This window comes from Cytophaga hutchinsonii ATCC 33406, assembly GCF_000014145.1.
GTDB lineage: Bacteria > Bacteroidota > Bacteroidia > Cytophagales > Cytophagaceae > Cytophaga > Cytophaga hutchinsonii.
On record NC_008255.1, the window covers coordinates 4,099,530 to 4,119,568 of the forward strand.

General features: G+C 36.0%; 25 protein-coding genes. 24 read left to right on the top strand and 1 reads right to left on the bottom strand.

Features of this window, described 5'->3' with window-relative positions; all coding sequences use genetic code 11:
* The first annotated feature begins 14 nt into the window (after positions 1-14).
* From CHU_RS17215 to CHU_RS17300, 21 genes are all read left to right on the top strand, one after another.
* Positions 15-575 (top strand): helix-turn-helix domain-containing protein, encoded by a 561-nt coding sequence (locus CHU_RS17215; protein WP_011586884.1) that lies wholly within the window; start codon positions 15-17, stop codon positions 573-575.
* Positions 576-610: 35 nt separating this feature from the next.
* Entirely contained in the window at positions 611-1,057 is a 447-nt protein-coding gene (locus tag CHU_RS17220) for a response regulator (RefSeq protein WP_011586885.1), read from the top strand.
* A 26-nt stretch (positions 1,058-1,083) separates the two neighbouring features.
* Positions 1,084-2,877, top strand: coding sequence for a sensor histidine kinase (locus tag CHU_RS17225; protein WP_041932475.1), 1,794 nt, complete (start codon positions 1,084-1,086; stop codon positions 2,875-2,877).
* Positions 2,878-2,974: 97 nt separating this feature from the next.
* Entirely contained in the window at positions 2,975-3,577 is a 603-nt protein-coding gene (locus CHU_RS17230; RefSeq protein ID WP_177254176.1) for a DUF4142 domain-containing protein, read from the top strand.
* Positions 3,578-3,734: 157 nt separating this feature from the next.
* Positions 3,735-4,634 carry a YihY/virulence factor BrkB family protein gene (locus tag CHU_RS17235; RefSeq protein ID WP_011586888.1) on the top strand — a complete coding sequence of 300 codons (900 nt, stop codon included), beginning with the start codon at positions 3,735-3,737 and terminating at the stop codon, positions 4,632-4,634.
* A 279-nt stretch (positions 4,635-4,913) separates the two neighbouring features.
* Positions 4,914-5,528 (top strand): DUF4142 domain-containing protein, encoded by a 615-nt coding sequence (locus CHU_RS17240; protein ID WP_011586890.1) that lies wholly within the window; start codon positions 4,914-4,916, stop codon positions 5,526-5,528.
* 67 nt (positions 5,529-5,595) lie between these two features.
* A complete protein-coding gene (locus CHU_RS19480; RefSeq protein WP_011586891.1) occupies positions 5,596-5,751 on the top strand; it encodes a lmo0937 family membrane protein in 156 nt (51 codons plus the stop codon).
* 65 nt (positions 5,752-5,816) lie between these two features.
* Positions 5,817-6,101: a YtxH domain-containing protein gene (locus CHU_RS17245; protein ID WP_011586892.1), complete on the top strand. Its 285-nt coding sequence runs from the start codon at positions 5,817-5,819 to the stop codon at positions 6,099-6,101.
* A gap of 32 nt (positions 6,102-6,133) precedes the next feature.
* On the top strand, positions 6,134-6,490 hold the full coding sequence (locus CHU_RS17250; RefSeq protein WP_011586893.1) for a hypothetical protein: 357 nt from the start codon (positions 6,134-6,136) through the stop codon (positions 6,488-6,490).
* Positions 6,480-6,884 (top strand): hypothetical protein, encoded by a 405-nt coding sequence (locus CHU_RS17255; RefSeq protein WP_011586894.1) that lies wholly within the window; start codon positions 6,480-6,482, stop codon positions 6,882-6,884. Before CHU_RS17250 ends, CHU_RS17255 begins: the two co-directional genes overlap by 11 nt.
* A gap of 337 nt (positions 6,885-7,221) precedes the next feature.
* A complete protein-coding gene (locus CHU_RS17260; protein ID WP_072356036.1) occupies positions 7,222-7,413 on the top strand; it encodes a hypothetical protein in 192 nt (63 codons plus the stop codon).
* A 19-nt stretch (positions 7,414-7,432) separates the two neighbouring features.
* Positions 7,433-7,678, top strand: coding sequence for a hypothetical protein (locus tag CHU_RS19485; protein WP_011586896.1), 246 nt, complete (start codon positions 7,433-7,435; stop codon positions 7,676-7,678).
* Positions 7,675-8,313, top strand: a complete 639-nt coding sequence (locus CHU_RS17265; RefSeq protein WP_041932476.1) for a porin family protein — start codon at positions 7,675-7,677, stop codon at positions 8,311-8,313. The genes CHU_RS19485 and CHU_RS17265 overlap by 4 nt, the downstream gene beginning before the upstream one ends.
* Before the next feature lie 35 nt (positions 8,314-8,348).
* Positions 8,349-8,492, top strand: coding sequence for a lmo0937 family membrane protein (locus tag CHU_RS19490; protein WP_143144129.1), 144 nt, complete (start codon positions 8,349-8,351; stop codon positions 8,490-8,492).
* A 127-nt stretch (positions 8,493-8,619) separates the two neighbouring features.
* Positions 8,620-9,315 (top strand): hypothetical protein, encoded by a 696-nt coding sequence (locus CHU_RS17270; protein ID WP_011586898.1) that lies wholly within the window; start codon positions 8,620-8,622, stop codon positions 9,313-9,315.
* A gap of 53 nt (positions 9,316-9,368) precedes the next feature.
* Positions 9,369-10,103, top strand: a complete 735-nt coding sequence (trxA, locus tag CHU_RS17275) for a thioredoxin (protein ID WP_041932477.1) — start codon at positions 9,369-9,371, stop codon at positions 10,101-10,103.
* 141 nt (positions 10,104-10,244) lie between these two features.
* The gene (locus CHU_RS17280; RefSeq protein WP_041932478.1) at positions 10,245-11,219 is read left to right on the top strand and encodes a nucleoside recognition domain-containing protein; all 975 of its coding nucleotides are present in this window, start codon (positions 10,245-10,247) and stop codon (positions 11,217-11,219) included.
* A 51-nt stretch (positions 11,220-11,270) separates the two neighbouring features.
* Positions 11,271-12,293, top strand: coding sequence for an SMP-30/gluconolactonase/LRE family protein (locus tag CHU_RS17285; protein ID WP_011586901.1), 1,023 nt, complete (start codon positions 11,271-11,273; stop codon positions 12,291-12,293).
* The gene (locus CHU_RS17290) at positions 12,290-12,895 is read left to right on the top strand and encodes an RNA polymerase sigma-70 factor (protein ID WP_072356034.1); all 606 of its coding nucleotides are present in this window, start codon (positions 12,290-12,292) and stop codon (positions 12,893-12,895) included. Before CHU_RS17285 ends, CHU_RS17290 begins: the two co-directional genes overlap by 4 nt.
* Positions 12,896-12,933: 38 nt before the next feature.
* On the top strand, positions 12,934-13,956 hold the full coding sequence (locus CHU_RS17295) for a FecR family protein (protein ID WP_011586903.1): 1,023 nt from the start codon (positions 12,934-12,936) through the stop codon (positions 13,954-13,956).
* A gap of 39 nt (positions 13,957-13,995) precedes the next feature.
* The gene (locus CHU_RS17300; RefSeq protein WP_238379307.1) at positions 13,996-15,708 is read left to right on the top strand and encodes an STN domain-containing protein; all 1,713 of its coding nucleotides are present in this window, start codon (positions 13,996-13,998) and stop codon (positions 15,706-15,708) included.
* Positions 15,709-15,827: 119 nt separating this feature from the next.
* On the opposite strand, the gene CHU_RS17305 is transcribed toward CHU_RS17300, so the two are convergent.
* Positions 15,828-16,244, bottom strand: a complete 417-nt coding sequence (locus tag CHU_RS17305; protein WP_143144130.1) for a hypothetical protein — start codon at positions 16,242-16,244, stop codon at positions 15,828-15,830.
* A 276-nt stretch (positions 16,245-16,520) separates the two neighbouring features.
* On the opposite strand from CHU_RS17305, the gene CHU_RS17310 reads away from it, so the two are divergent.
* The 3 genes from CHU_RS17310 to CHU_RS17320 all read left to right on the top strand — a co-directional run bounded on the left by CHU_RS17310 (position 16,521) and on the right by CHU_RS17320 (position 20,034).
* Positions 16,521-18,248, top strand: coding sequence for an STN domain-containing protein (locus tag CHU_RS17310; protein ID WP_011586907.1), 1,728 nt, complete (start codon positions 16,521-16,523; stop codon positions 18,246-18,248).
* Positions 18,249-18,361: 113 nt separating this feature from the next.
* Positions 18,362-19,069 carry a head GIN domain-containing protein gene (locus tag CHU_RS17315; protein WP_011586908.1) on the top strand — a complete coding sequence of 236 codons (708 nt, stop codon included), beginning with the start codon at positions 18,362-18,364 and terminating at the stop codon, positions 19,067-19,069.
* A 188-nt stretch (positions 19,070-19,257) separates the two neighbouring features.
* Positions 19,258-20,034 carry a prohibitin family protein gene (locus CHU_RS17320; RefSeq protein ID WP_011586909.1) on the top strand — a complete coding sequence of 259 codons (777 nt, stop codon included), beginning with the start codon at positions 19,258-19,260 and terminating at the stop codon, positions 20,032-20,034.
* Positions 20,035-20,039: the final 5 nt, after the last annotated feature.

Genomic DNA, 20,039 nt, shown 5'->3' on the forward strand with positions numbered 1-20,039 from the left:
TTAAAAGAAGAATAATGAAGCTCTATTTAAAATTTGACATAAATACCATTTGTAAAAAGGTATTACAGGAACAACTGGAGACATTAAATCTAAACTATTCAGTACTTGGTTTTGGTGAAGTTGAAATCAACAATGACCCTTCTGCAGAAACCATAAAAAAATTAAATCAAAACTTAAATGATTATGGTATTTCTGTTGTAGAAAGCCATAAGAGTGTTTTGGTACAAAAGATCAAAGACGCCATTGTTGAAATGGTATATTCAGAAGAGAAATTGTCCAATTCAAAAACGTCAGCATATCTGGCAGACAAGATTGGCCAAAGCTATGGATACATTTCAAATCTTTTTTCTGATGTGACGTATACATCTATTGCCAATTTCATTATTCTGCAAAAGATTGAACGTGCCAAGCAATTGATATTGACAAATGAGTTAACCATTACTGAAATTGCCTGGAAGCTGAACTACAGCAGTGTTGCGCATTTCAGTAACCAGTTTAAAAGTGCTACAGGACTTACGCCAAGCGCATTCCAACGGATCATTGACAAGCGTAAAAGTGCGCTTCAAAACAAATAATTAAAATTTTTAATAAACAATAAACACTACATAAGATGCAGAACGAACTGATTAGAGTAATGCTGGCAGATGATGATGAAGACGACAGACTCTTTTTCAAAGAAGCATTTGATGAAATTAAGATAAAAACGTCTGTAACAACATTAAATAACGGTATTGAATTAATGAACTATCTGACCAAACCAGACGCAGTTCTGCCGCACGTGTTGTTTCTGGATTTGAATATGCCCGGAAAAACAGGGATTGATTGTTTAAAAGAAATAAAGCAGATAGACCGGTTAAAGAATATAGCAATCGCTATTTATTCTACTTCAGCTTCGGACGAAGATATTGAAGAAACATTTGTACAGGGAGCTAATGTATACATCAAAAAGCCGCATGAATTTTCTACCTTAAAAAATATCCTTTCAGATGTAATAACACTTAACTGGCAATATCATACAAGCGGGTTAAACAGAGATAATTTTTTATTAAGCATATAACATCTAAAGGTATAAGCATATAAGGAATGAACATTAAGTCAGTATTTAATAAATCAATTTTGCTAAAATGCATTTTTGTTGCATCATTGTTTATATTAATATTCATTTCAACATTTACGTATAAGCACTCTACAGGCCTCATTCATTCATCCAAACGCTTAATTCATTCGCATAAAGTAAATCTGGAGCTGGAGCAATTAAACTCGCTGCTTAAAGATGTTGAAATTAATCAAACGGCTTATTTCATTTCAAGAGACACCACTTTCCTTTCTGCATTTAATAATTCAAGAACCCGCATAAGCCAATCTATAAACAGACTGCAGGGTTTGACACAGGATAATTTAAAACAACAGAACAATTTAGATTCTCTTGTAAAACTCATAAAGGTTCGATACAATATTCTTTTTGAGAACTCCATTAATCTAAATGACTCTGTGCCCGTAAATGCAAAGCGCTTTAACAAGAGTTTGATAGACGGGAAGGCTGTAATGCGCACAATCCGCAGTCAGATTAACCAGATGATCGAGCTGGAAAATATTTATTTAGTAGAACGGCAGGAAAAGTATGAGAACGAATCGTTTCTTACTCCATTCTATTCCTTAATGCTGTTATTGTTTTCTTTAATCGTATTTATTTTTTCATATTATAAAATAAGCCGCGATTTAGAATCGCTTAAAAAGTCAAACCTTGTTCTGAAAATTGCTACCGAAACGATGAAACATGCCGAAGAGATCGGCGGTTTCAGTAGTTGGCAATGGGATCTGGCCACGAATAAATTTATCTATTCCGACAATCAGCACCGTTTACTTGGAGTTGAACGGGATTCATTTGAATCAAGCAATGATGCATTTATTAATTTTGTGCATCCGGAAGACAGGCATGTTATAAAAAATGGAGAGCGAATGGTATTGGATGAACAGCAATCCAGTGTCGCATTCTTCAGAGTGATCCGGAAAGATGGCCAAATGAGGTACTTTAAATCTATTGGCAAGCTTCTTACCGATTCTTCAGGCAATAAAATTCTCATTGGTATAAACAATGATATCACAGAAGAACATCTGGTGAGCAAATCGCTGGAAGACCGAAACAGTGAATTAGAAAAAAGCAATAAAGAACTGGCATCCTTCAACCACGTTGCCAGCCATGACCTTCAGGAGCCGCTTAGAAAAATTCAAACATTTATTTCGCGGATATATGAGAAAGAAAGCAGCAATCTATCACAGCAAGGAAAAGATTACCTGGAAAGGATACAGATTGCAGCAAAACGCATGCGTGTATTGATAGATGATCTGCTATTATTTTCACGAACAAATAAAGTTGAAAAAATATTTGAACACACAGACCTCAATCTGTTGCTGGATGAGGCAATACAGGAACTGACGCAGCAAATAGAAGAGACGGGAGCAACGATTTCTTCAGATCCTTTGCCGCAACTTATTATAATACCGTTCCAGATTCAACAGTTATTTATAAATCTGATTGCAAATTCTTTAAAATACAGCAAGCCAGATGTGCCGCCGGCAATTAAAATTGAAAGCTCTATTATCAATTCCAATGATTATGAAGCAATTATTAAAGAAAAGAATAAAGAGTTTTATAAAATATCCATTATGGATAACGGACTGGGTTTTGATCAGGAATACGAAGAGGCGATTTTTACATTATTTTATCGTTTGCATAACAATTCAGACTATCCGGGAACAGGAATAGGCCTGGCTATCTGTAAAAAAATTGTTGAAAATCATAAAGGTTACATCAGAGCAGAAAGCGTTCCAGGCAAAGGATCTGTCTTTAGTTTTTTCCTGCCGCTGTATCATTAATTTAGGGTAGTAATAATACAATACTTTCAGAAAGCAGTGTAAAACATTGATTTTATAATAGTAATAAATTGCTGTTGTAAATTAAATGCATGCAATCATGAAAGACATATCAAGTATTAAAACAATCTTTCTTCAGATAAGTTGCTTTTTAGGATTAATGCTGGGGGTATCCGTATTATTTTCAAGTTCCTTCTGCAATAAATCAGCAGCCAAATCGGCTTCCATAGTAAATCAGGTCAATGATTCAAAATTCAGTTCAGATGCAGACCGAAAAAATGCGCTGATTTTAGTTTCAACAGCAGAGATTTGTTTGAGGGAAATTAAACTCGCACAGTTAGCTCAGAAGAGAGCGAAAACAGCAGATGTTAAAGAATTGGGCAAAATGAATGAAGAGTTTTATACACAAAAATTATTATCTGTTATTAAGCTGGCAAAAATAAAATCCATCTCGATTCCAACATCGCTTAGCACAGAAGGCGAAAAAATTTTTACGGAGCTTGAGAATAAATCAGAAGCATCGTTTGATGAATATTATTGTGACGAGATGATATACAATCATAAGCAAACGATTAATTTTTTTGAAGCCGTTTATTCGGAAACCAGTGATGAATATATAAACGCCTGGGCTAAAAATATGATTCCGGATCTGGACAAGCAATTATCGTATGCAGTGCTTTGTCAGAGAAGTGCAACTAAATAAAATTGTTTAGCACGTTGAATGGCAGACAGTCCTTGAAGTTCCTTGCAGGCGGCTTTATTGTGATAGATGATTAAGAGTATGTTCTTCGAATATTAAATGCTGCTATTTACTGAATTCCATAAAGCTCTTATTTATTTTATATTTAACAATTTTCAATATGCTTATCTACTTGAAAGATTTCCCCGGTTTATTAAAAACAACATTTAAAGAATGGAATAAAAGAGACCCATTCAGACAAAGCGCCGTGATTGCTTACTATGCAATTTTCAGTATGCCGGGCTTGCTGGTATTAATAGTAACGATTATGGGTTATTTTTTCAGCAGAGATGTAGTGAGTCAAAACATCATACATCAGATTGCAAGCACCTTTGGAGCTGAAGTAGCTAAGCAGACAGAGTTAATGTTACTTAACGCAGGTAAAACAAAAGAAACCATTTTAGGCTCTATCATTGGAGTCGCTACCTTACTTGTTGGTGCAACGGGAGTATTTGTTGCACTTCAAAAAACATTAAATGAAATATGGGAAGTAGAAATCACAAATAAAAAGGGAATACTGCCGATGCTTAAAAACAGGCTTTTTTCTTTTGGGTTAATATTAGCCATTGCATTTTTATTGCTGATCTCACTTGTAGTATCTACAGCACTTTCCGCAGTTGGAGAATGGATACAATCAGACATGTCTGAAATATTTATTGCATTCTTTAACATTATTAATTTTACTGTTTCTTTAATAATTATTTCATTTCTGTTCGCATTAATTTTCAGAATACTGCCGGATGTACATATAACCTGGAAACAGGTATGGCTAGGCGCAATTCTTACAGGCATATTGTTTACAATAGGTAAAACAGCCATTGGTTTTTATTTTGGCAAGGCAACACCTGAATCGGCTTATGGAGCCGGCGGCTCAATTGTACTGCTGTTATTGTGGGTTTCTTACTCTTCGATGATTTTATTTTTCGGAGCAGAATTTACACATACGTTTACAAAAAAATATTTTCCGGTTAAAACCGATCAGCTTTCTAAAGAGGAAAAGGAAGAAGTGTTAAAAGTATAAAATATGTTATAACACAGATTAACTCAAGTAAACAAGATGGGCTTTCCTGTTATAAACAGGAAAGCCCATCTTGTTTAGAGCTCTTTATTTACGGCAGTTCACAGAGATTGATAAAAAATCATGTTATAAAAAATAAAAAAATTCAAAATGGGAATGATATAACACTTATATATTTTCCTGTAATAAATAACGCACAGATCGGTTGCACATTTGTAATGTTAATTAACAACAAGCTATATAAAACAAAAAACAACAAACACCATTAAAACTTTTAACATTATGAAAACTACTACAATCAAAGCATCAATAATCAGTCTTTTTATTTCAACAGCTCTTGTAGGATTTACTTCATGCGAAAATAAAACAGAAACACACGCAGAAGAGAAACATTCTGAATCAAAAACAGAAGAAGTAGCAAAAGATCAAAACGATGCTAAATTCAATGACAATGACGATGAAAAGAATGCTAAATTTTTAGTAAAAGCGGCTGAGATTAATTTAGAAGAAATTGCTCTTGGTAAACTGGCACAGGAAAAAAGCACAAATGCGGATGTAAAAGAACTTGGTAAAATGATGGAGAAGGCACATACAAAAGCATTCGAAGATCTTAAAGGACTTGCTTCTAAAAAAGGTATTTCAATTCCTACTGAAAATACAGAAGATATAAAAAATGCATGGACTAAGTTAAATGACAAAACGGATCAAAAAGACTTTAACAAAGCATATACAGATAAAATGGTTAGCGGTCACAAAGATGCAGTAGACTTGTTTGAAAAACAATCAACGGAATCAAGTGATGCAGATATCAGAGCCTGGGCTACATCTATGTTACCTGAATTGAGAACGCATTTAGATCATGCTGTAACTGTTCAAAACAAAGTTGACAAAAAGTAATTGAAACACATTGCATCTTTCAACCAGCTATAAAAAATTATCAAACTACATCTAAACAAATACAAACATGGGAAATATATTATACATCATCGCAGTAATCTTGGTCATCTTTTGGGCAGTAGGATTCTTTGCTTACACAGCAGGTGGCATCATACACGTATTGTTAGTATTAGCAATTATTGCTATTCTGATCCGTGTAATTCAAGGCGACAAAGTTGTCTGATAAGAATAAAACAACAACAACAACCAAAACAAACAAATCAATTCAACATCTAAACAATTACCACTATGAGTTCAGGAAAAGTATTATTAGGAGTATTAGCAGGTATCGCTGCAGGTGCATTAGTAGGAACATTATTAGCGCCGGAAAAAGGTTCAGACACAAGAAAAAAATTATTGAGCAAAGGGGATGATTATCTTGATGAGATCAAAGATCAGTTCAATGAATTGCTTGGTTCTTTGAAAAATAAATTCGAAGAGAAATCTGAAGAAGCACAAGAGGCTTACGGAAAAGGCAAAACTAAATTCAACGAAGCTAAGAATGAATTTAAAAATTCAATGGCTGAATTATAAGATTTTGATTAATTAAAATTATACATACAACTATGGAAAATGCATCACCAATATCAAAGCTTATTCAACGAGCTGAGGATTATGCCAAAACAACTTTAACCTTGTATAAACTTACAATGGTTCAAAAATCGGCAGACATTGTATCAGGAATTGTATCTAAGCTATTATTGCTATTGGTGATGGCATTTTTCTTACTTATGTTAAGTTTAGGCGCTTCATTGTGGATAGGAGAAATGCTTGGAAAATCATACTACGGATTTTTTATAGTAACAGCATTCTATTTATTGCTCTTTATTCTATTATATATATTCAGAGCACAATTCATTGTATCACCAACAAGAAATGCAGTAGTGGTTGAAATGTTAAAAAAAGACGCAAATGAAGAATGAATATGATAATTTGAGAGAAGCAATTTTGCTCTTGAAAAAGAAAAGACGCATTGAGCGTAATCTGTTAAATGAAAATTTTCAGGATACACTCGAATCGATAAAACCAATAAATCTGATTAAGGGTTTATTTACTCAAAAATCATTTAATGAATTAGGCGGCAGCTCTTCAATTATAGATACGCTAATGGGTCTGGCAACGGGTTATATATCTAAAAAAACATTCGTTGGCGGCTCACATAACCTATTTAAAAACGGATTGGGGATGTTGCTTCAAATGGGTATCCAGAACTTAACCATCAGCAATTCAGATACTATAAAAGTGTTCGGGAAAAAAATACTCCAGAGCATTTTCAAAAAGAAGCCTGAAGACGAATTAGAAACGCTTTATAGATAAGTTCTGTATAAAGAAGAAATACCTTTTTTTATTAACATGGCAAATAAAAATTATAAAAATGGTATTAATCACTATTGGCTTAACAACGGTATTATTTTCCGGCCTGCTTATTTCTTATAAATAAGGTTGGAATTAATTTATTGACAGCTATTCAAGTAACATAACTCATAAACATATACACGCTCCGGCGGAAAATTTAACACAAATCCCCCTGCATATGCAATGCAGGGGGATTTGTGTTTTAAAACCTTCCTGAATTGTTGCAATAAAAAAGTGTTTTCATGTAAAACAATATACCTTGGCCGGTTATATTTTTACATATATCATTGAAACAGCTATGGAAAACAGAACGCGTTTATTAAGTAATTGGAACCGGGTCAAAAAAAGGCTTCAGGAAAAATTTTCAATCCTTACAGATGAAGATTTGTATTTGCATACAGAAAATCAAGATGAAATGCTGAGAAAAATAGGGGAAAAGCTTGGCATGCAAAGACAATTTGTTTTAAAGATGATTACAACTCTATTATAAACACTAAACTGATACAGCTATGAAATACATACAATCGCTCATCACATTGCTTATAGTAATCTTCTGCTCAGGAACACTAGTTACGAGCTGCATGGAATCAAGCAAAAAGGTTACAGATGTAACCCATACGATGAAGTCTGCAAAAGAAAAATTTAATACAGAATATAATGCCGCAAAAACGGAGACACACACTTCAGAAAAAATCGTTTCAATATCGGCAAACAAAAAACAAAAAGGACTGAGATCATTTACGTATAGTTTATGAGATCGTTCATCTATTTGTTGGTTGTTTTACTAAAGGCAAACATCTGCCTGGCTCAGGATGAATATATAGAAGAAACAAAAGAAGCAGCCTCATTTGGAATTAAAGCAGGCATTAATTATACGAATATATATCAATGCAGTACAAAAGATTTTAATACCCAAGGGAAAGCAGGATTTGCAGGTGGGATATTTGTATCAATTCCAATTTGCAAATATATAGGCCTGCAACCGGAATTGCTTTTTTCACAAAGAGGATTCAAAGCCACCGGAAACTACTGGGGAAGCGAATATGAACTGAACAGAACATTAAATTATATAGATGTGCCGCTATTGGCTTCATTTAATCCGGTTTCAGGTTTGAGTATATTGTTTGGTCCTCAATATTCCTATTTACTGAATCAGCATGACTCATTTACAAACTCCGTTTTGACGGTGGCTCAGGAAGATGACTTTAAAAATGATAAAATAAGAAAAGGCATTTTCTGCCTAACTGGCGGATTAGATTTCAATTTAAATAATACGGTGTTGGGATTAAGAGCAGGCTGGGATCTTATAAATAATAAAGACGACGAAACATTTGAAACACCGCAATATAAAAATGTGTGGATTCAAGGTACATTAGGATTTAGAATTTAATAAATAAACAATACATACAACTTAACTATTACATTATGGGAAATTTACTTTACTTCATCGCAGTTATTTTGGTTCTTTTTTGGGCAATCGGTTTCTTAGGATATCATGCCGGCGGTATTATACATATTTTATTAGTAATTGCTATCATCGCCGTATTACTAAGAGTTATCAGAAGCTAAATTAAAAAACTAAAAATGTATTGTTCCCTCCGGTTAAAGTGCATAATTTAACCAGAGGGAACTTTTTGTTTATAACGGAATGTATTATAATAAAAATAAACCTGAGGTTTAATCCGTTTAAAGTTATATGAAACTTATTAGTGCAGTCCTGTTAGTATTCTTTCATGTAACTGTATTTGCCCAGGCAAATCCGGATAGCAGTGTATTCAATAATAGCTTTGTATTCAACAATGGCATTTACACTTCGCTTGAAGAATTAAAAGAGAATGCTCCGCGATTTTTGAATTGCGAATTAGATCTTGATAAAAAAAACGAAAAAATATATACAGAAGATCTGTATTATATAAACAGCAGAAAAACGCGGTTAAAATATGAAGCACCTTTATATGCAGTAGTTGCAGATGGGCGATTATCAATATTTTATAAAACAAAACTGAATATAATTTTTTTAAAAGGTGCTCTGTCTACTTTTATTTTAGAAGAAGTTGTTACAACAACCCAATACCCGCAAAACAATGCTGGTGGTTATGGGTATCCAGGCTATGGATATCCGGGATATGGTATGGGCCCCTCAATGCCCATTACTACAAGCCATGTAGAGACAAATATTTATTTTCTGGATTATGAAACGGGCATCATTGAAAAAGTATCAAGAGAAAATCTTGAACCATTTATATACCGGGATGCGATACTCTACGAAAGTTTCAAAAAAATAAAAGGTGATTCAAACCATAGAAAATCATATCCTTTTATCTCGCAATACAATACGCGGAATCCGGTTTATATCGCTATATTGCCTGAAGAAAATACAGATAACGATTGACCAGAATGAAGTCTATAAATTAACAGTTCAGGTTGATCTAAACATAAAATAAAATGGTACAGTACTTTTTAGGATTTGTATTTGCAGCTACCACCTTATTGGTATCGTGCTCAAATCAACAGACACAGACAAAAGCAATCACAGTATCTGATACAACCTTGTTATCAGCAGAAGAATTTTCTCAAAAAATAAAAAAAGAACCCAATGCGCTGATTCTGGATGTACGAACTCCGGAAGAATTTTCTGAAGCACATATTGCCAATGCAACAAATGTAAACTGGAAAGATAATTTTGCATCCGGCATAACGGAAGTAAATAAAAATCAACCGGTGTTGGTGTATTGTTTAAGCGGGGGAAGAAGTGCTTCCGCTTCAGACTACCTGAGAAAAAATGGCTACACACAGGTATATGAACTGCAAGGCGGGTTATTAAAATGGCAGGCTTCAAATTTTGAAGTGGTTGCAGATACCGTAACTGCCGCTCAGGATTCAGGAATGACGCTGCAGCAATTCGAAGCACTGTTGGTAACGGATAAATATGTACTGATAGACTTCTATGCTACGTGGTGCGGCCCATGTAAAATGATGGAGCCTGCGTTAGAAGATATTGCTGCAACAATGTCTGACAAAGTTATCGTTGTGCGGATTGATGTAGATAAAAATGAAGAACTCTCTAAACATTTTGAAGTTGAATCCTTGCCGACCGTTCAGATCTATAAAAATAAAAAACTGGTTTGGGAAGACATCGGCTATAAAACAAAAAAACAATTGGTCAGCCAGTTGAAATAAGCAATTTATAAAGACCTTACAGAAGCCGGGAACCGATAACAGTTCCCGGCTTCTTTGTTAGCTACCGGATGCATTAAAAACCGAATATTTTTAGACGTGTCGGTTTATCTGGTTATTTTTGTTCCCTTCAATACTTCATGTATGCGCAACGAATTTAAAAGCCTGCTGAAAGACACCATAAAGTCTGCAGTAGGTTTATATAAAATAATGATACCCATTTCGATTATTGTAAAATTGCTGCAATATTTTGGCTTCATTGCCATTTTGGGAGAAGTACTTGCACCTGTAATGAAATTGGTTGGTTTACCCGGCGCATGCGGCATTGTTTGGGCTACAACTATGGTTACCAATATTTATGGCGGCATGATGACCTTCTACTCATTGCCCGTTTTATCAACACTAAGCACCGCCCAGGTTTCTGTTTTATGCAGCCTTATGTTAATGGCACATGCACTCCCGATTGAATTGCAGGTTGCCAGAAAAGCCGGATGCCGCCTGGCTATTATGTTTTTAATCCGATTTGGTTTTGGTATCGTAACCGGAATACTGATGTTTCAGTTGCTGCAATTGACCGGTTTGTTGCAGGAACAAAACGTAGTGCAATGGCAGCCGGAAACAATTGAAAATCCTACGCTGCTGGCATGGCTGTCAGGTGAATTGAAAAAATACATCATTGTATTTTTTGTTGTAATGGCATTGTTGTTTGTTATGCGGATATTAAAAAAATCTGGCGCGCTGGATTGGTTCAGCGAAGCATTGAAACCTGTCTTAGGTATAATGGGTATTAACAAGGAAGTAATACCAATGACCGTAATTGGTTTGAGTCTTGGAATTTTATATGGAGGAGCGCTGATTATAAAAGAGACCGAAGAAAAAAACATTCCTAAAACAGATATCTTTTATTCATTTGTATTAATGGGTCTTTGTCACAGTTTGATTGAAGATTCATTGCTTATGATTTCAATGGGTGCGCACTGGAGCATGATCTTTATTTTCAGAATGCTTTTTGCACTGACTGTTACGTACTTGCTGGTTAAAGTAACAAAATTGTTCGCATCCAAACATATAGAAAGAATAGCAATGATTAAAAAGCAGAAAACAAGTAAAGAGCTATAATCGACAGGATTGAAACTTTTCACATCAAAATATAATTTGTACTTTAGCCCAATGAAAAAATATATTTTAATTTCCGTACTTTTCGCTGCTGCCTTTGCAGCATGCACACATGAAAAACCAGCTACACAGGTAACGCTTATGGATACGCTTAGTGAAATAGAGATCTTAGATCCTGAAGCAGAAAAATTATTTTCTAAAGAAACAAAAGCTGAAGTTATTGCATCAGGCTTTTTATGGTCGGAAGGACCGCTATGGTTAAAAGACGAACAAAAATTAATTTTTTCTGATGTGCCAAGAAACAGAATCAACAGCTGGTCTGAAAAAGACAGCTTACAGCTTTATCTTGAACCGTCTGGCTATACAGACACCATTAAACGTGGCGGCGAAACAGGATCAAATGGTTTGTGTTTAAGCAAAGACGGAAAATTAATTTTAGCACAACACGGAGACAGACGTATTGCTGAAATGCAGGCACCATTAAATGCGCCGAAGGCAGATTTTAAAACACTTGCCGGCACATTTAACGGTAAACGTTTCAGCAGCCCGAACGATGTGTGTGCAGACAGCAAAGGAAATTATTATTTTACAGATCCTCCGTACGGACTAGAAAAACAGGAAAATGATCCGGCAAAAGAACAGCCAAAAGAAGGCGTATATAGAATCAATGCAGATGGATCGGTAGAGCAGCTTATTGATTCATTAACGCGCCCCAACGGTGTAATTGTTTCAAATGACGGCAGTAAATTATACGTAGCGAACTCTGATCCGGCGCGGGCTATCTGGGCAGTATACGATATTGATGCAGCAGGTAAATTGTCCAATGGAAAAATATTGATGGATGCCACTGCGTATGTACCTAAAGGTAAAGGCTTGCCGGACGGTTTAAAAATGAACAAGGCGGGCTACATTTATGCTACAGGCCCTTGCGGTGTCTGGGTATTTAATCCTTCCGGAAAACATATTGCAACGATAAAGATTAAAGAACACGCTTCTAATGTCGCATTAGATGATACAGAATCTTATTTATACATTACGGCAAACATGTATTTGTTACGCTTGAAACTAGCTAAATGAGCACAGTACGCAGATTAATTAAAGACAACGAAAAAGAATGGCCTTCTGAAAACAAGGAGGCCTTTTTTGAATCGTTGTTTCACACCTATTACAAAACACTTTGCCGTTTTTCTTTTCGCATTGTACACGACAAAGAAAAAGCCGAAGATGTTGTTCAATCCTGCTTTATAAATTTTTGGCAAAAGAGAGATCAGTTAACCCTGCACGCTTCCTTTAAGTCTTATTTATTCAGGGCAGTATATAACAGAAGCATCAATGAATACAATCAATCTAAAAAGACCAGCCATCAGGAATTATCTGTATTAGAAGAAGAAAGCAGCTCCAGGTCAGATGATCCGCTGCTGCAATTGCAGGCGCTGGAACTGGAGCAGAAAATTGCTTATGCCATCGGATCCATGCCGGAAGGCTGCAGAACCATTTTTTTGCTGAGTCGCGAAGAACAGCTGTCATATAAAGAAATCGCCGAAATGCTGGAAATTTCAATAAAAACAGTTGAAAACCAAATGGGTAAAGCATTAAAAATCATGAGGGAACATCTTTTTACCGCATGCATGCTGGTGTTTTTATATGAAACAATTGCAGAAATTTTATTTATCGGATAGGGGTAACCGTAACAATCCTTGTCATATACTTACTAGTCATGAAAAACGCTGATATACAAAATATAGAATACTGGTACGAAACGATAACTGCCTACAAGCAGGGAGAACTTTCCGAACAGGAAACAATGGAATTGTTTCGCTGGAAGGAGGAGCGTTCAGAACATGCTGTATTTTTTGAGCAAACGGTTCAGGCCTGGGAGGCATCCAGAGAAAAGACGGCTTTCCCGGATTTCGATATTTCAAAAGCCTGGGCGAAGGTAAAAGCCCAAACAATAGACGCAACCCAACCAATCGAGCGTTCATTATGGAATAAAGTGTCTGCCATGCCATTCTTCAGAGCGGCAGCGGCAGTATTAGTATTAGTGACACTTACGTGGGCAATGAGTAAAATAATGGTTACCAAACCCACATTCACAGATCTGCAGTCTTTCAAAGGCATGAAAGAATTTTACCTGCCGGATAGCAGCAAAGTTTATTTACACGACACAACAACACTTAGATATTCATCCACTTACGGAGAAGAGGAACGCATGGTATTTCTTGATGGAGAAGCATTTTTTGAAGTTAGGAAAGACGCTGCAAAACCTTTTACAGTATTGTCTTACCGTTCCCGCGTGATCGTTAAGGGTACATCTTTTATGGTATGCAGCCGGTCAAAAGATTCTATAGATGTTGTTGAAGTAGAAGAAGGAAAAGTTGCTGTACTTGAAAAATACAGCCGTTCAGGTAAAGAGCTTATGCTTACAAAAGGTATGAAAGCGTGTGTGGATGTGTATGGTGGTTTACATCAAAGCACAGAAACAATTTCAAATACAGCAGCATGGAGAAATAAGCCGCTTATTTTTGTGGGCGCTCCACTGGCAGATGTTTTAAAAGAATTAAAATCGAAAAGAAATACGGTAGTTGTTCTTGACAACAAACAAGCTGCAAGCTGCAGATTTACCGGTGAGTTTGAAAACACACCTGCAAAGGATATCGTTGAGATCATCGCACTTTCACTCAATTTACAAGTCGTAAAAGAAGGCGACACTTTTATTCTTAAAGGCGAAGGTTGCAAATAACCATCTAAATACTTAAATAGTAAGAAAAAAAGAATGAAGATGAGGCAAAAAATTCATCTAACATTACTTTTTTTGTTCATTTCCATGCAAGCGAGTCTTGCTCAAGTATTGGATAAAAAAGTAACAATGCAATTTCAGAATATTAGTCTGGAACAGGCATTAAAAAAAATAAAATCAAGTTACGGTGTTAATTTTTCTTATTCTCCAGATCAGGTTGATTTAAGCAAGCATGTTTCATTTCAGGTAAGAAACGAAAGTTTGGGACAGGTTCTAAACCAATTATTCAGATCGACTCCAATTACATACAGAGCTGTTGGAAATCAAATTGTTTTAAAGAGCGGAAAAAGTGTGCCTAAACACACCGCAGGAACAAGGCCGTTGCAGCCTCCCGTAATACAAACAAAAGATTCGCTTGAAAACACTACCGTTAACAAAACAGACACACTCAATCAATACGTCATTCCGGTTAAGCCGCTTGAAGTTGCTGCTAAAGACAGTACACAGGCAATAAAAGAACTAGACAATTCTTATTCAAAAGGACTAATAGATCTTAATTCGATTTATGGACAGAAGAAAGATAGTGTTGCTGTACAATCGTATTTAAATAAAACACAGTTAAAGCAAAGCTGGAAAGCAGCAAAAATGGAACTGGAACGCGAATACAAACAATTGCGTGACAGTATTATGTTTGCAAAAAAGTATAAAGAGGCAGACTCTTCAACCATTAAATACGATGAAGATTTATTAATTCAGGACGATTTTCAATTTACAGGTATATATCCGTTAGGGTCACATCTTTTGACAAGCGGTTTATATAGAAATAAATATTCGTTAAACCTTATTGGCGGCTATAATGGTGCGGTTTCCAAATTAGAATTCGGGATTGTTGGAAATATTATCCGAAGAGAAGTACAGGGAGTGCAATTTGCCGGCGTTGCAAATATTGTTGGCGAATATGTACGGGGATGCCAGTTTGCGGGTGTTGCAAACATCACAAGTCAGGAAGTAATCGGCGGACAGTTTGCCGGCATTGTAAATGTAGCAAATGGTGCCATGTACGGAGTACAAGGGTCAGGTGTTGTGAATGTTGGAACAGAACAATTAGATGGCGTGCAAGTAGCAGGATTAGTAAATCAACACAGCGGCACCGTGAATGGCGGGCAGATTGGTTTGGTTAATAATGCACACAAGGTAAATGGTTTTCAATTTGGCCTGATTAATATATGCGATTCTATGCACGGTATACCATTTGGTTTATTATCGATTTGTAAAAATGGATATGGAAGAATTGAAGCGTACTATTCAGAAACAACCCGCGCCAATGTATTGATCAAAAGCGGCGTTAAAAGTTTATACAATATTTTTCAGTTCGGAATAAATTTCAATTCGAGCTACTACCGATGGACGCTGGGCTATGGATTGGGCTCAACTGTTCAAATGAGTAAAAACGCAACCATTTCCTTTGATGCAATATTAATGCACATCAACGAAAATCAGGCGTTCACCGATAATTTAAATGAAGAAATACAATTTCGTATCATGCTTGGATTAAATATTACAAAACGCGTTTCTATTTTTGCTGGCCCTTCAATAAACACATCCTTTTCAAAATATAAAAATCCGGATGGAACACTGGGCTCAAAAATGATTCCCAAAAAAGGTATTATTTACGATCACACCATTAACGGCAAAGATGGTTTAAGCATCTACAACCCGTACTGGCTGGGCTTTAATGTTGGCTTGAGATTTTAATGTGTTTCGTTTTTTCTATTAATAATCTGATCGCTGTTCTGGGGCAAATAATTATTGCATGGCATAACCAACATCTTTTAGAATGGAGAAGCCATAAGGCTTGCGCGTTAAAAAAGAATTTATTTCCAATAGATTACAGGAAGTAAAACTAAATAAGCTGCGTGCGCGCCTATAAGTATGGAAACACAGCCTTGCACAACTGAAAAAGGTGTGCTTGTGTTTTCAACCGGATTTTTAGCGGCCCACAATCCAAACAGTTTGGATTTTACCGAAGAAATGAAACTTCCCAGCACAGAGTTGGCAACAAATATAAATAACATACCTGCAGTCAAAAAACCGAAAATTTTTAACAGCAACAAACTGAGTTCAGATCTCGATGATTGATCTAATTTTTCAAAATAGTTTTGTCCTCCCCAGGCCGCTATCCAAAATAAAAACCATGCGCCAATAATAAAACAAACCGCGAAGCTTCCCGCAGCAGTATGTATGGGTTTTTTATTAGAACGGTAGTAGGTGGTAACGGTTGAACGTTTCATATTTTTTTGAATAAATAGTTTTGTATGTATTGCAAAATGTTTGCCAGCTTCGTAGGGGTAGGCGTTAATTTGATTGTCTAACCAGTACAAAGAACAATCTGGCAGTAAATTATACAACTATGCAACAGTGATTTTCTTTTCTGTTTTATAACAGAAAAATCAGTTCGATTAAACATAGCAACGGAATGTCGCACATACATTTCACAGGATTATTTTACCTGGTGCAGATCTGAAAGTAATAAATAAAATCATTCCTCATTTTAATAAATACACACAATGAAGCTCATTAAAAAACTTCACCTGGTAATACTATGTCTGGCTTTTTCCATTCACATTTCAAATGCACAAATATTGGAAAAACATGTAACCATGCAATTCAAAAACATAACACTTGATGAAGCGATTAAAAAAATGAAAACTACCTACGGCGTAAACTTTACATATTCGCCCGACCAGATCAACTTGAATCAGAAGGTATCGTTGAATGTTAAAAGTGTTTCACTGGGACACGCATTAAATGAATTGTTTATTCCTACAACGATCACCTACAAATCTGTCGGGAATCAGATTGTATTGAAGAAAGGCAAACTGCCAAGCCGTGTATCGACATCCGGCATACAATCTATTTCTGCTAAACCAGTAATAAAAAGTGATACAACTACAAAAAAGGTGGCCATCAAAGACACTATGAAAAATGAGCTTACCCTGCAGGCAAAACCATTGGAAATAAAATCAACAGATAGTTTGCAGGCAACAAAAGAGCTTGACCAATCATACACAAAAGAAATGTCAGATCTGAACGAATCCTATCTGCATAAAAAAGACAGTATCTCAACGGTTGCCTTTTCTAATAAAATGAAATTAAAACAAAGCTTAAAGCAGGCTAAAAACACGTTGGTGCGTGAATACAATCAATTAAAAGATAGTATCATGTATTCCAAAAAATTTAAAAATAAAACGATCGACACAACGGCAGCTTTATCTGACGATGATTTATTAATACACGATAATTTTCAGTTTACAGGAATTTATCCGTTGGGAACACACTTGACAACAAGCGGCCTGTATAGAAATGATTTTTCGTTGAATTTATTAGTAGGGTATAATGGAGCAGTATCTGCGTTTGAATTTGGTGGTATTGGAAATATTGTCCGGAAAGAAATGCAGGGTTTTCAATTTGCCGGTGTTGTAAATACGGTAGGTGGTTACGTACGTGGGACGCAGGTTGCAGGTATTGTAAATATTTGTAATCAGGAAGTGATCGGCGGACAGGTTTCAGGTATTTTAAATATTGCGAACGGTGCTACATCCGGTGGGCAGATTGCAGGTGTGGTGAATGTTGGCACGGAACAAATGGATGGTGTGCAGATATCTGGTGTTGTAAATGAACATAACGGAATAATTAATGGCGGACAGATCGGTTTGATTAATCATGCGCACAAAGTAAAAGGTTTTCAACTGGGTTTTATAAATATCAGTGATACCATTCAGGGAATTCCAATTGGTTTGCTATCTATTTCAAAAAATGGATACGGAAGAATTGAAACGTATTATTCAGAAACAACTCAGGGAAATTTACTTATCAAAACAGGAGTTAAAAGTTTTTATAATATATTTCAATTCGGCGGCAATTTTAATTCAGACAGCTACCGCTGGACATTCGGGTATGGCTTAGGTTCAACCATACATATGAGCAAACGAAGTACACTTTCCTTTGATGTGCTTGCAATGCACGTTAATGAGAACGAAGCATTTACAAGTAAACTTAACGAACAGGGTCAACTACGCATCATGCTTGGGGTAAATCTTTCAAAAAGAGTTTCCCTGTTTGCAGGTCCAACATTTAATACCATGTTCTCTCAATATAAAAATGAAGACGCTACAATCGGCTCACAGATGATCCCTCAAAAATCAGTCGTGTATGAACAAACGATTAAAGACAGCGACGGAAAAAATATTTACAATCCATACTGGATAGGCTTTAACGCCGGGCTGCGTTTTTAATCGCTCAGATATCAATTCTTTTATTTAAAAATTTAACACATTCAGATTACAATCCCCATCAGCAAATCAATGCTGACCGGCATGGTATTGCTTTTGCATTAAAACCATTCAACATGAAAACCAAACATATTTTATTCGGAATTTTTATTTCATCTGCAGTTACATCCTGCAATTCCATTAAGGGGTCAGGCAATGTTGTTACTTCCATTCGGCCTGTACAGGAATTTTCAGGAATAATTTCAAGCGGCAGCTTTAATATGTATCTCACACAATCAGCGGTGCAGGAAGTAAAAATCATTGCCGATGATAATGTTTTACAATACATAGAAACGAACGTTCGTGATGGTATACTTACCGTTACATTCAAAGATAAAGTGCATATTAAAAACTCCACACGTTTGGATATTTATGTCAGCGGGCCTGTAATTGAAAAAATAAATCTTGAAGGTTCGGGGAACATTCAAACAACAAACAGGTTGCATTCAAATAACCTCGTACTTGTATTGAATGGCTCCGGAAAAATGGTTGCAGAAGATGCATGTGAAACAGCTATTGTTCAATTAAACGGTTCAGGTAATATTACCTTGACAGGAAAAGCAAAGAATCAAACCGCATCTGTAAGCGGCTCCGGTAATGTCAATGCTTCCGGCTTTACAACCGAAAACACAACCGCCAGCCTTTCCGGCTCCGGCAGCATAGGCTTGTATGCAACAGAAAGTCTGCATGCATCATTAAGCGGTTCCGGATCGATACGTTATTCCGGGAATCCGGCTTCTGTAAAAAAGGAGGTGAGTGGTTCCGGCATGGTTGAAAGCAGGTGAGAGGAATGTAACTTGATTATATATATATAAATTTTAGAAATAAAACAGATCTGTCTTATTCAACGGAACCGCTCATCAGTCTTTTTTTAACCCAACACCAATTTCAATAATTAGCTCATACCTACAGATTCTCAACATAATTTCTCAATAGTTTACAGACAGTATGTAACCCTGTCAACATTGATGTTATGAGAAAAGTAAAAATAGTACTACTGATTGCACTTGCCGCATTTGCAAGCTGTACCATTGTTCGTCCGGGTGAAGTTGGCATGATCCAGAAAGTAGGTGTTATCAAACCACAGCCGATACTTGGAGGGGCAAAGGCATACAATCCGTTTGTAACGAAAATAATTAAAGTGAATGTTCGTGTTACAGAAGTATTCAGCAAATTGATTGTACCGACAAAAGAAGGGTTAAGTATTGATGCTGAAATAAGTTTGCTGTATCACATCAATCCGGATAGTGCAAAAGCGGTATATGTACGTTTCGGACAAAATTTTGAAGAAGTTGCGATCATGACAAATTTCAGAGCAACAACAAGAGAGATAACGGCCAGGTACTATGCTACAGAATTATATTCCACCGAGCGTGAGAAAATAGAATCGGCCATTAAAGAACAAATGATTCTTGCAGTAAACAAATATGGATTTGTTATAGATGCTGTATTGTTAAAAGACATCGTTCTTCCCGATCAGATTACCAAAGCCATTCAGAATAAAGTACAGGCCCAGCAGGAAGCGTTGCAAATGGAATATATTATTCAGAAGCAACAACGTGAAGCAGAGCGTATGATTGTTGAAGCGGAAGGGATTAAAAAATCACAGGAAATTATCAATTCAGCTATGACGGAAGCAGGGTTAAAATACAAATACATTGATATGATGAAGCATCTTTCAACCTCGCCAAACGCGAAAGTAATTATTACCAACGGGGAAGTGCCCATTATGGTAGGCGGAGAAAAATAAAAAGG

Coding starts and splice junctions, on each gene's coding strand:
- CHU_RS17215 (WP_011586884.1), top strand. CDS start 15: ATGAAGCTCTATTTAAAATTTGACATAAATACCATTTGTAAAAAGGTA.
- CHU_RS17220 (WP_011586885.1), top strand. CDS start 611: ATGCAGAACGAACTGATTAGAGTAATGCTGGCAGATGATGATGAAGAC.
- CHU_RS17225 (WP_041932475.1), top strand. CDS start 1,084: ATGAACATTAAGTCAGTATTTAATAAATCAATTTTGCTAAAATGCATT.
- CHU_RS17230 (WP_177254176.1), top strand. CDS start 2,975: ATGAAAGACATATCAAGTATTAAAACAATCTTTCTTCAGATAAGTTGC.
- CHU_RS17235 (WP_011586888.1), top strand. CDS start 3,735: ATGCTTATCTACTTGAAAGATTTCCCCGGTTTATTAAAAACAACATTT.
- CHU_RS17240 (WP_011586890.1), top strand. CDS start 4,914: ATGAAAACTACTACAATCAAAGCATCAATAATCAGTCTTTTTATTTCA.
- CHU_RS19480 (WP_011586891.1), top strand. CDS start 5,596: ATGGGAAATATATTATACATCATCGCAGTAATCTTGGTCATCTTTTGG.
- CHU_RS17245 (WP_011586892.1), top strand. CDS start 5,817: ATGAGTTCAGGAAAAGTATTATTAGGAGTATTAGCAGGTATCGCTGCA.
- CHU_RS17250 (WP_011586893.1), top strand. CDS start 6,134: ATGGAAAATGCATCACCAATATCAAAGCTTATTCAACGAGCTGAGGAT.
- CHU_RS17255 (WP_011586894.1), top strand. CDS start 6,480: ATGAAGAATGAATATGATAATTTGAGAGAAGCAATTTTGCTCTTGAAA.
- CHU_RS17260 (WP_072356036.1), top strand. CDS start 7,222: ATGGAAAACAGAACGCGTTTATTAAGTAATTGGAACCGGGTCAAAAAA.
- CHU_RS19485 (WP_011586896.1), top strand. CDS start 7,433: ATGAAATACATACAATCGCTCATCACATTGCTTATAGTAATCTTCTGC.
- CHU_RS17265 (WP_041932476.1), top strand. CDS start 7,675: ATGAGATCGTTCATCTATTTGTTGGTTGTTTTACTAAAGGCAAACATC.
- CHU_RS19490 (WP_143144129.1), top strand. CDS start 8,349: ATGGGAAATTTACTTTACTTCATCGCAGTTATTTTGGTTCTTTTTTGG.
- CHU_RS17270 (WP_011586898.1), top strand. CDS start 8,620: ATGAAACTTATTAGTGCAGTCCTGTTAGTATTCTTTCATGTAACTGTA.
- trxA (WP_041932477.1), top strand. CDS start 9,369: ATGGTACAGTACTTTTTAGGATTTGTATTTGCAGCTACCACCTTATTG.
- CHU_RS17280 (WP_041932478.1), top strand. CDS start 10,245: ATGCGCAACGAATTTAAAAGCCTGCTGAAAGACACCATAAAGTCTGCA.
- CHU_RS17285 (WP_011586901.1), top strand. CDS start 11,271: ATGAAAAAATATATTTTAATTTCCGTACTTTTCGCTGCTGCCTTTGCA.
- CHU_RS17290 (WP_072356034.1), top strand. CDS start 12,290: ATGAGCACAGTACGCAGATTAATTAAAGACAACGAAAAAGAATGGCCT.
- CHU_RS17295 (WP_011586903.1), top strand. CDS start 12,934: ATGAAAAACGCTGATATACAAAATATAGAATACTGGTACGAAACGATA.
- CHU_RS17300 (WP_238379307.1), top strand. CDS start 13,996: ATGAGGCAAAAAATTCATCTAACATTACTTTTTTTGTTCATTTCCATG.
- CHU_RS17305 (WP_143144130.1), bottom strand. CDS start 16,244: ATGAAACGTTCAACCGTTACCACCTACTACCGTTCTAATAAAAAACCC.
- CHU_RS17310 (WP_011586907.1), top strand. CDS start 16,521: ATGAAGCTCATTAAAAAACTTCACCTGGTAATACTATGTCTGGCTTTT.
- CHU_RS17315 (WP_011586908.1), top strand. CDS start 18,362: ATGAAAACCAAACATATTTTATTCGGAATTTTTATTTCATCTGCAGTT.
- CHU_RS17320 (WP_011586909.1), top strand. CDS start 19,258: ATGAGAAAAGTAAAAATAGTACTACTGATTGCACTTGCCGCATTTGCA.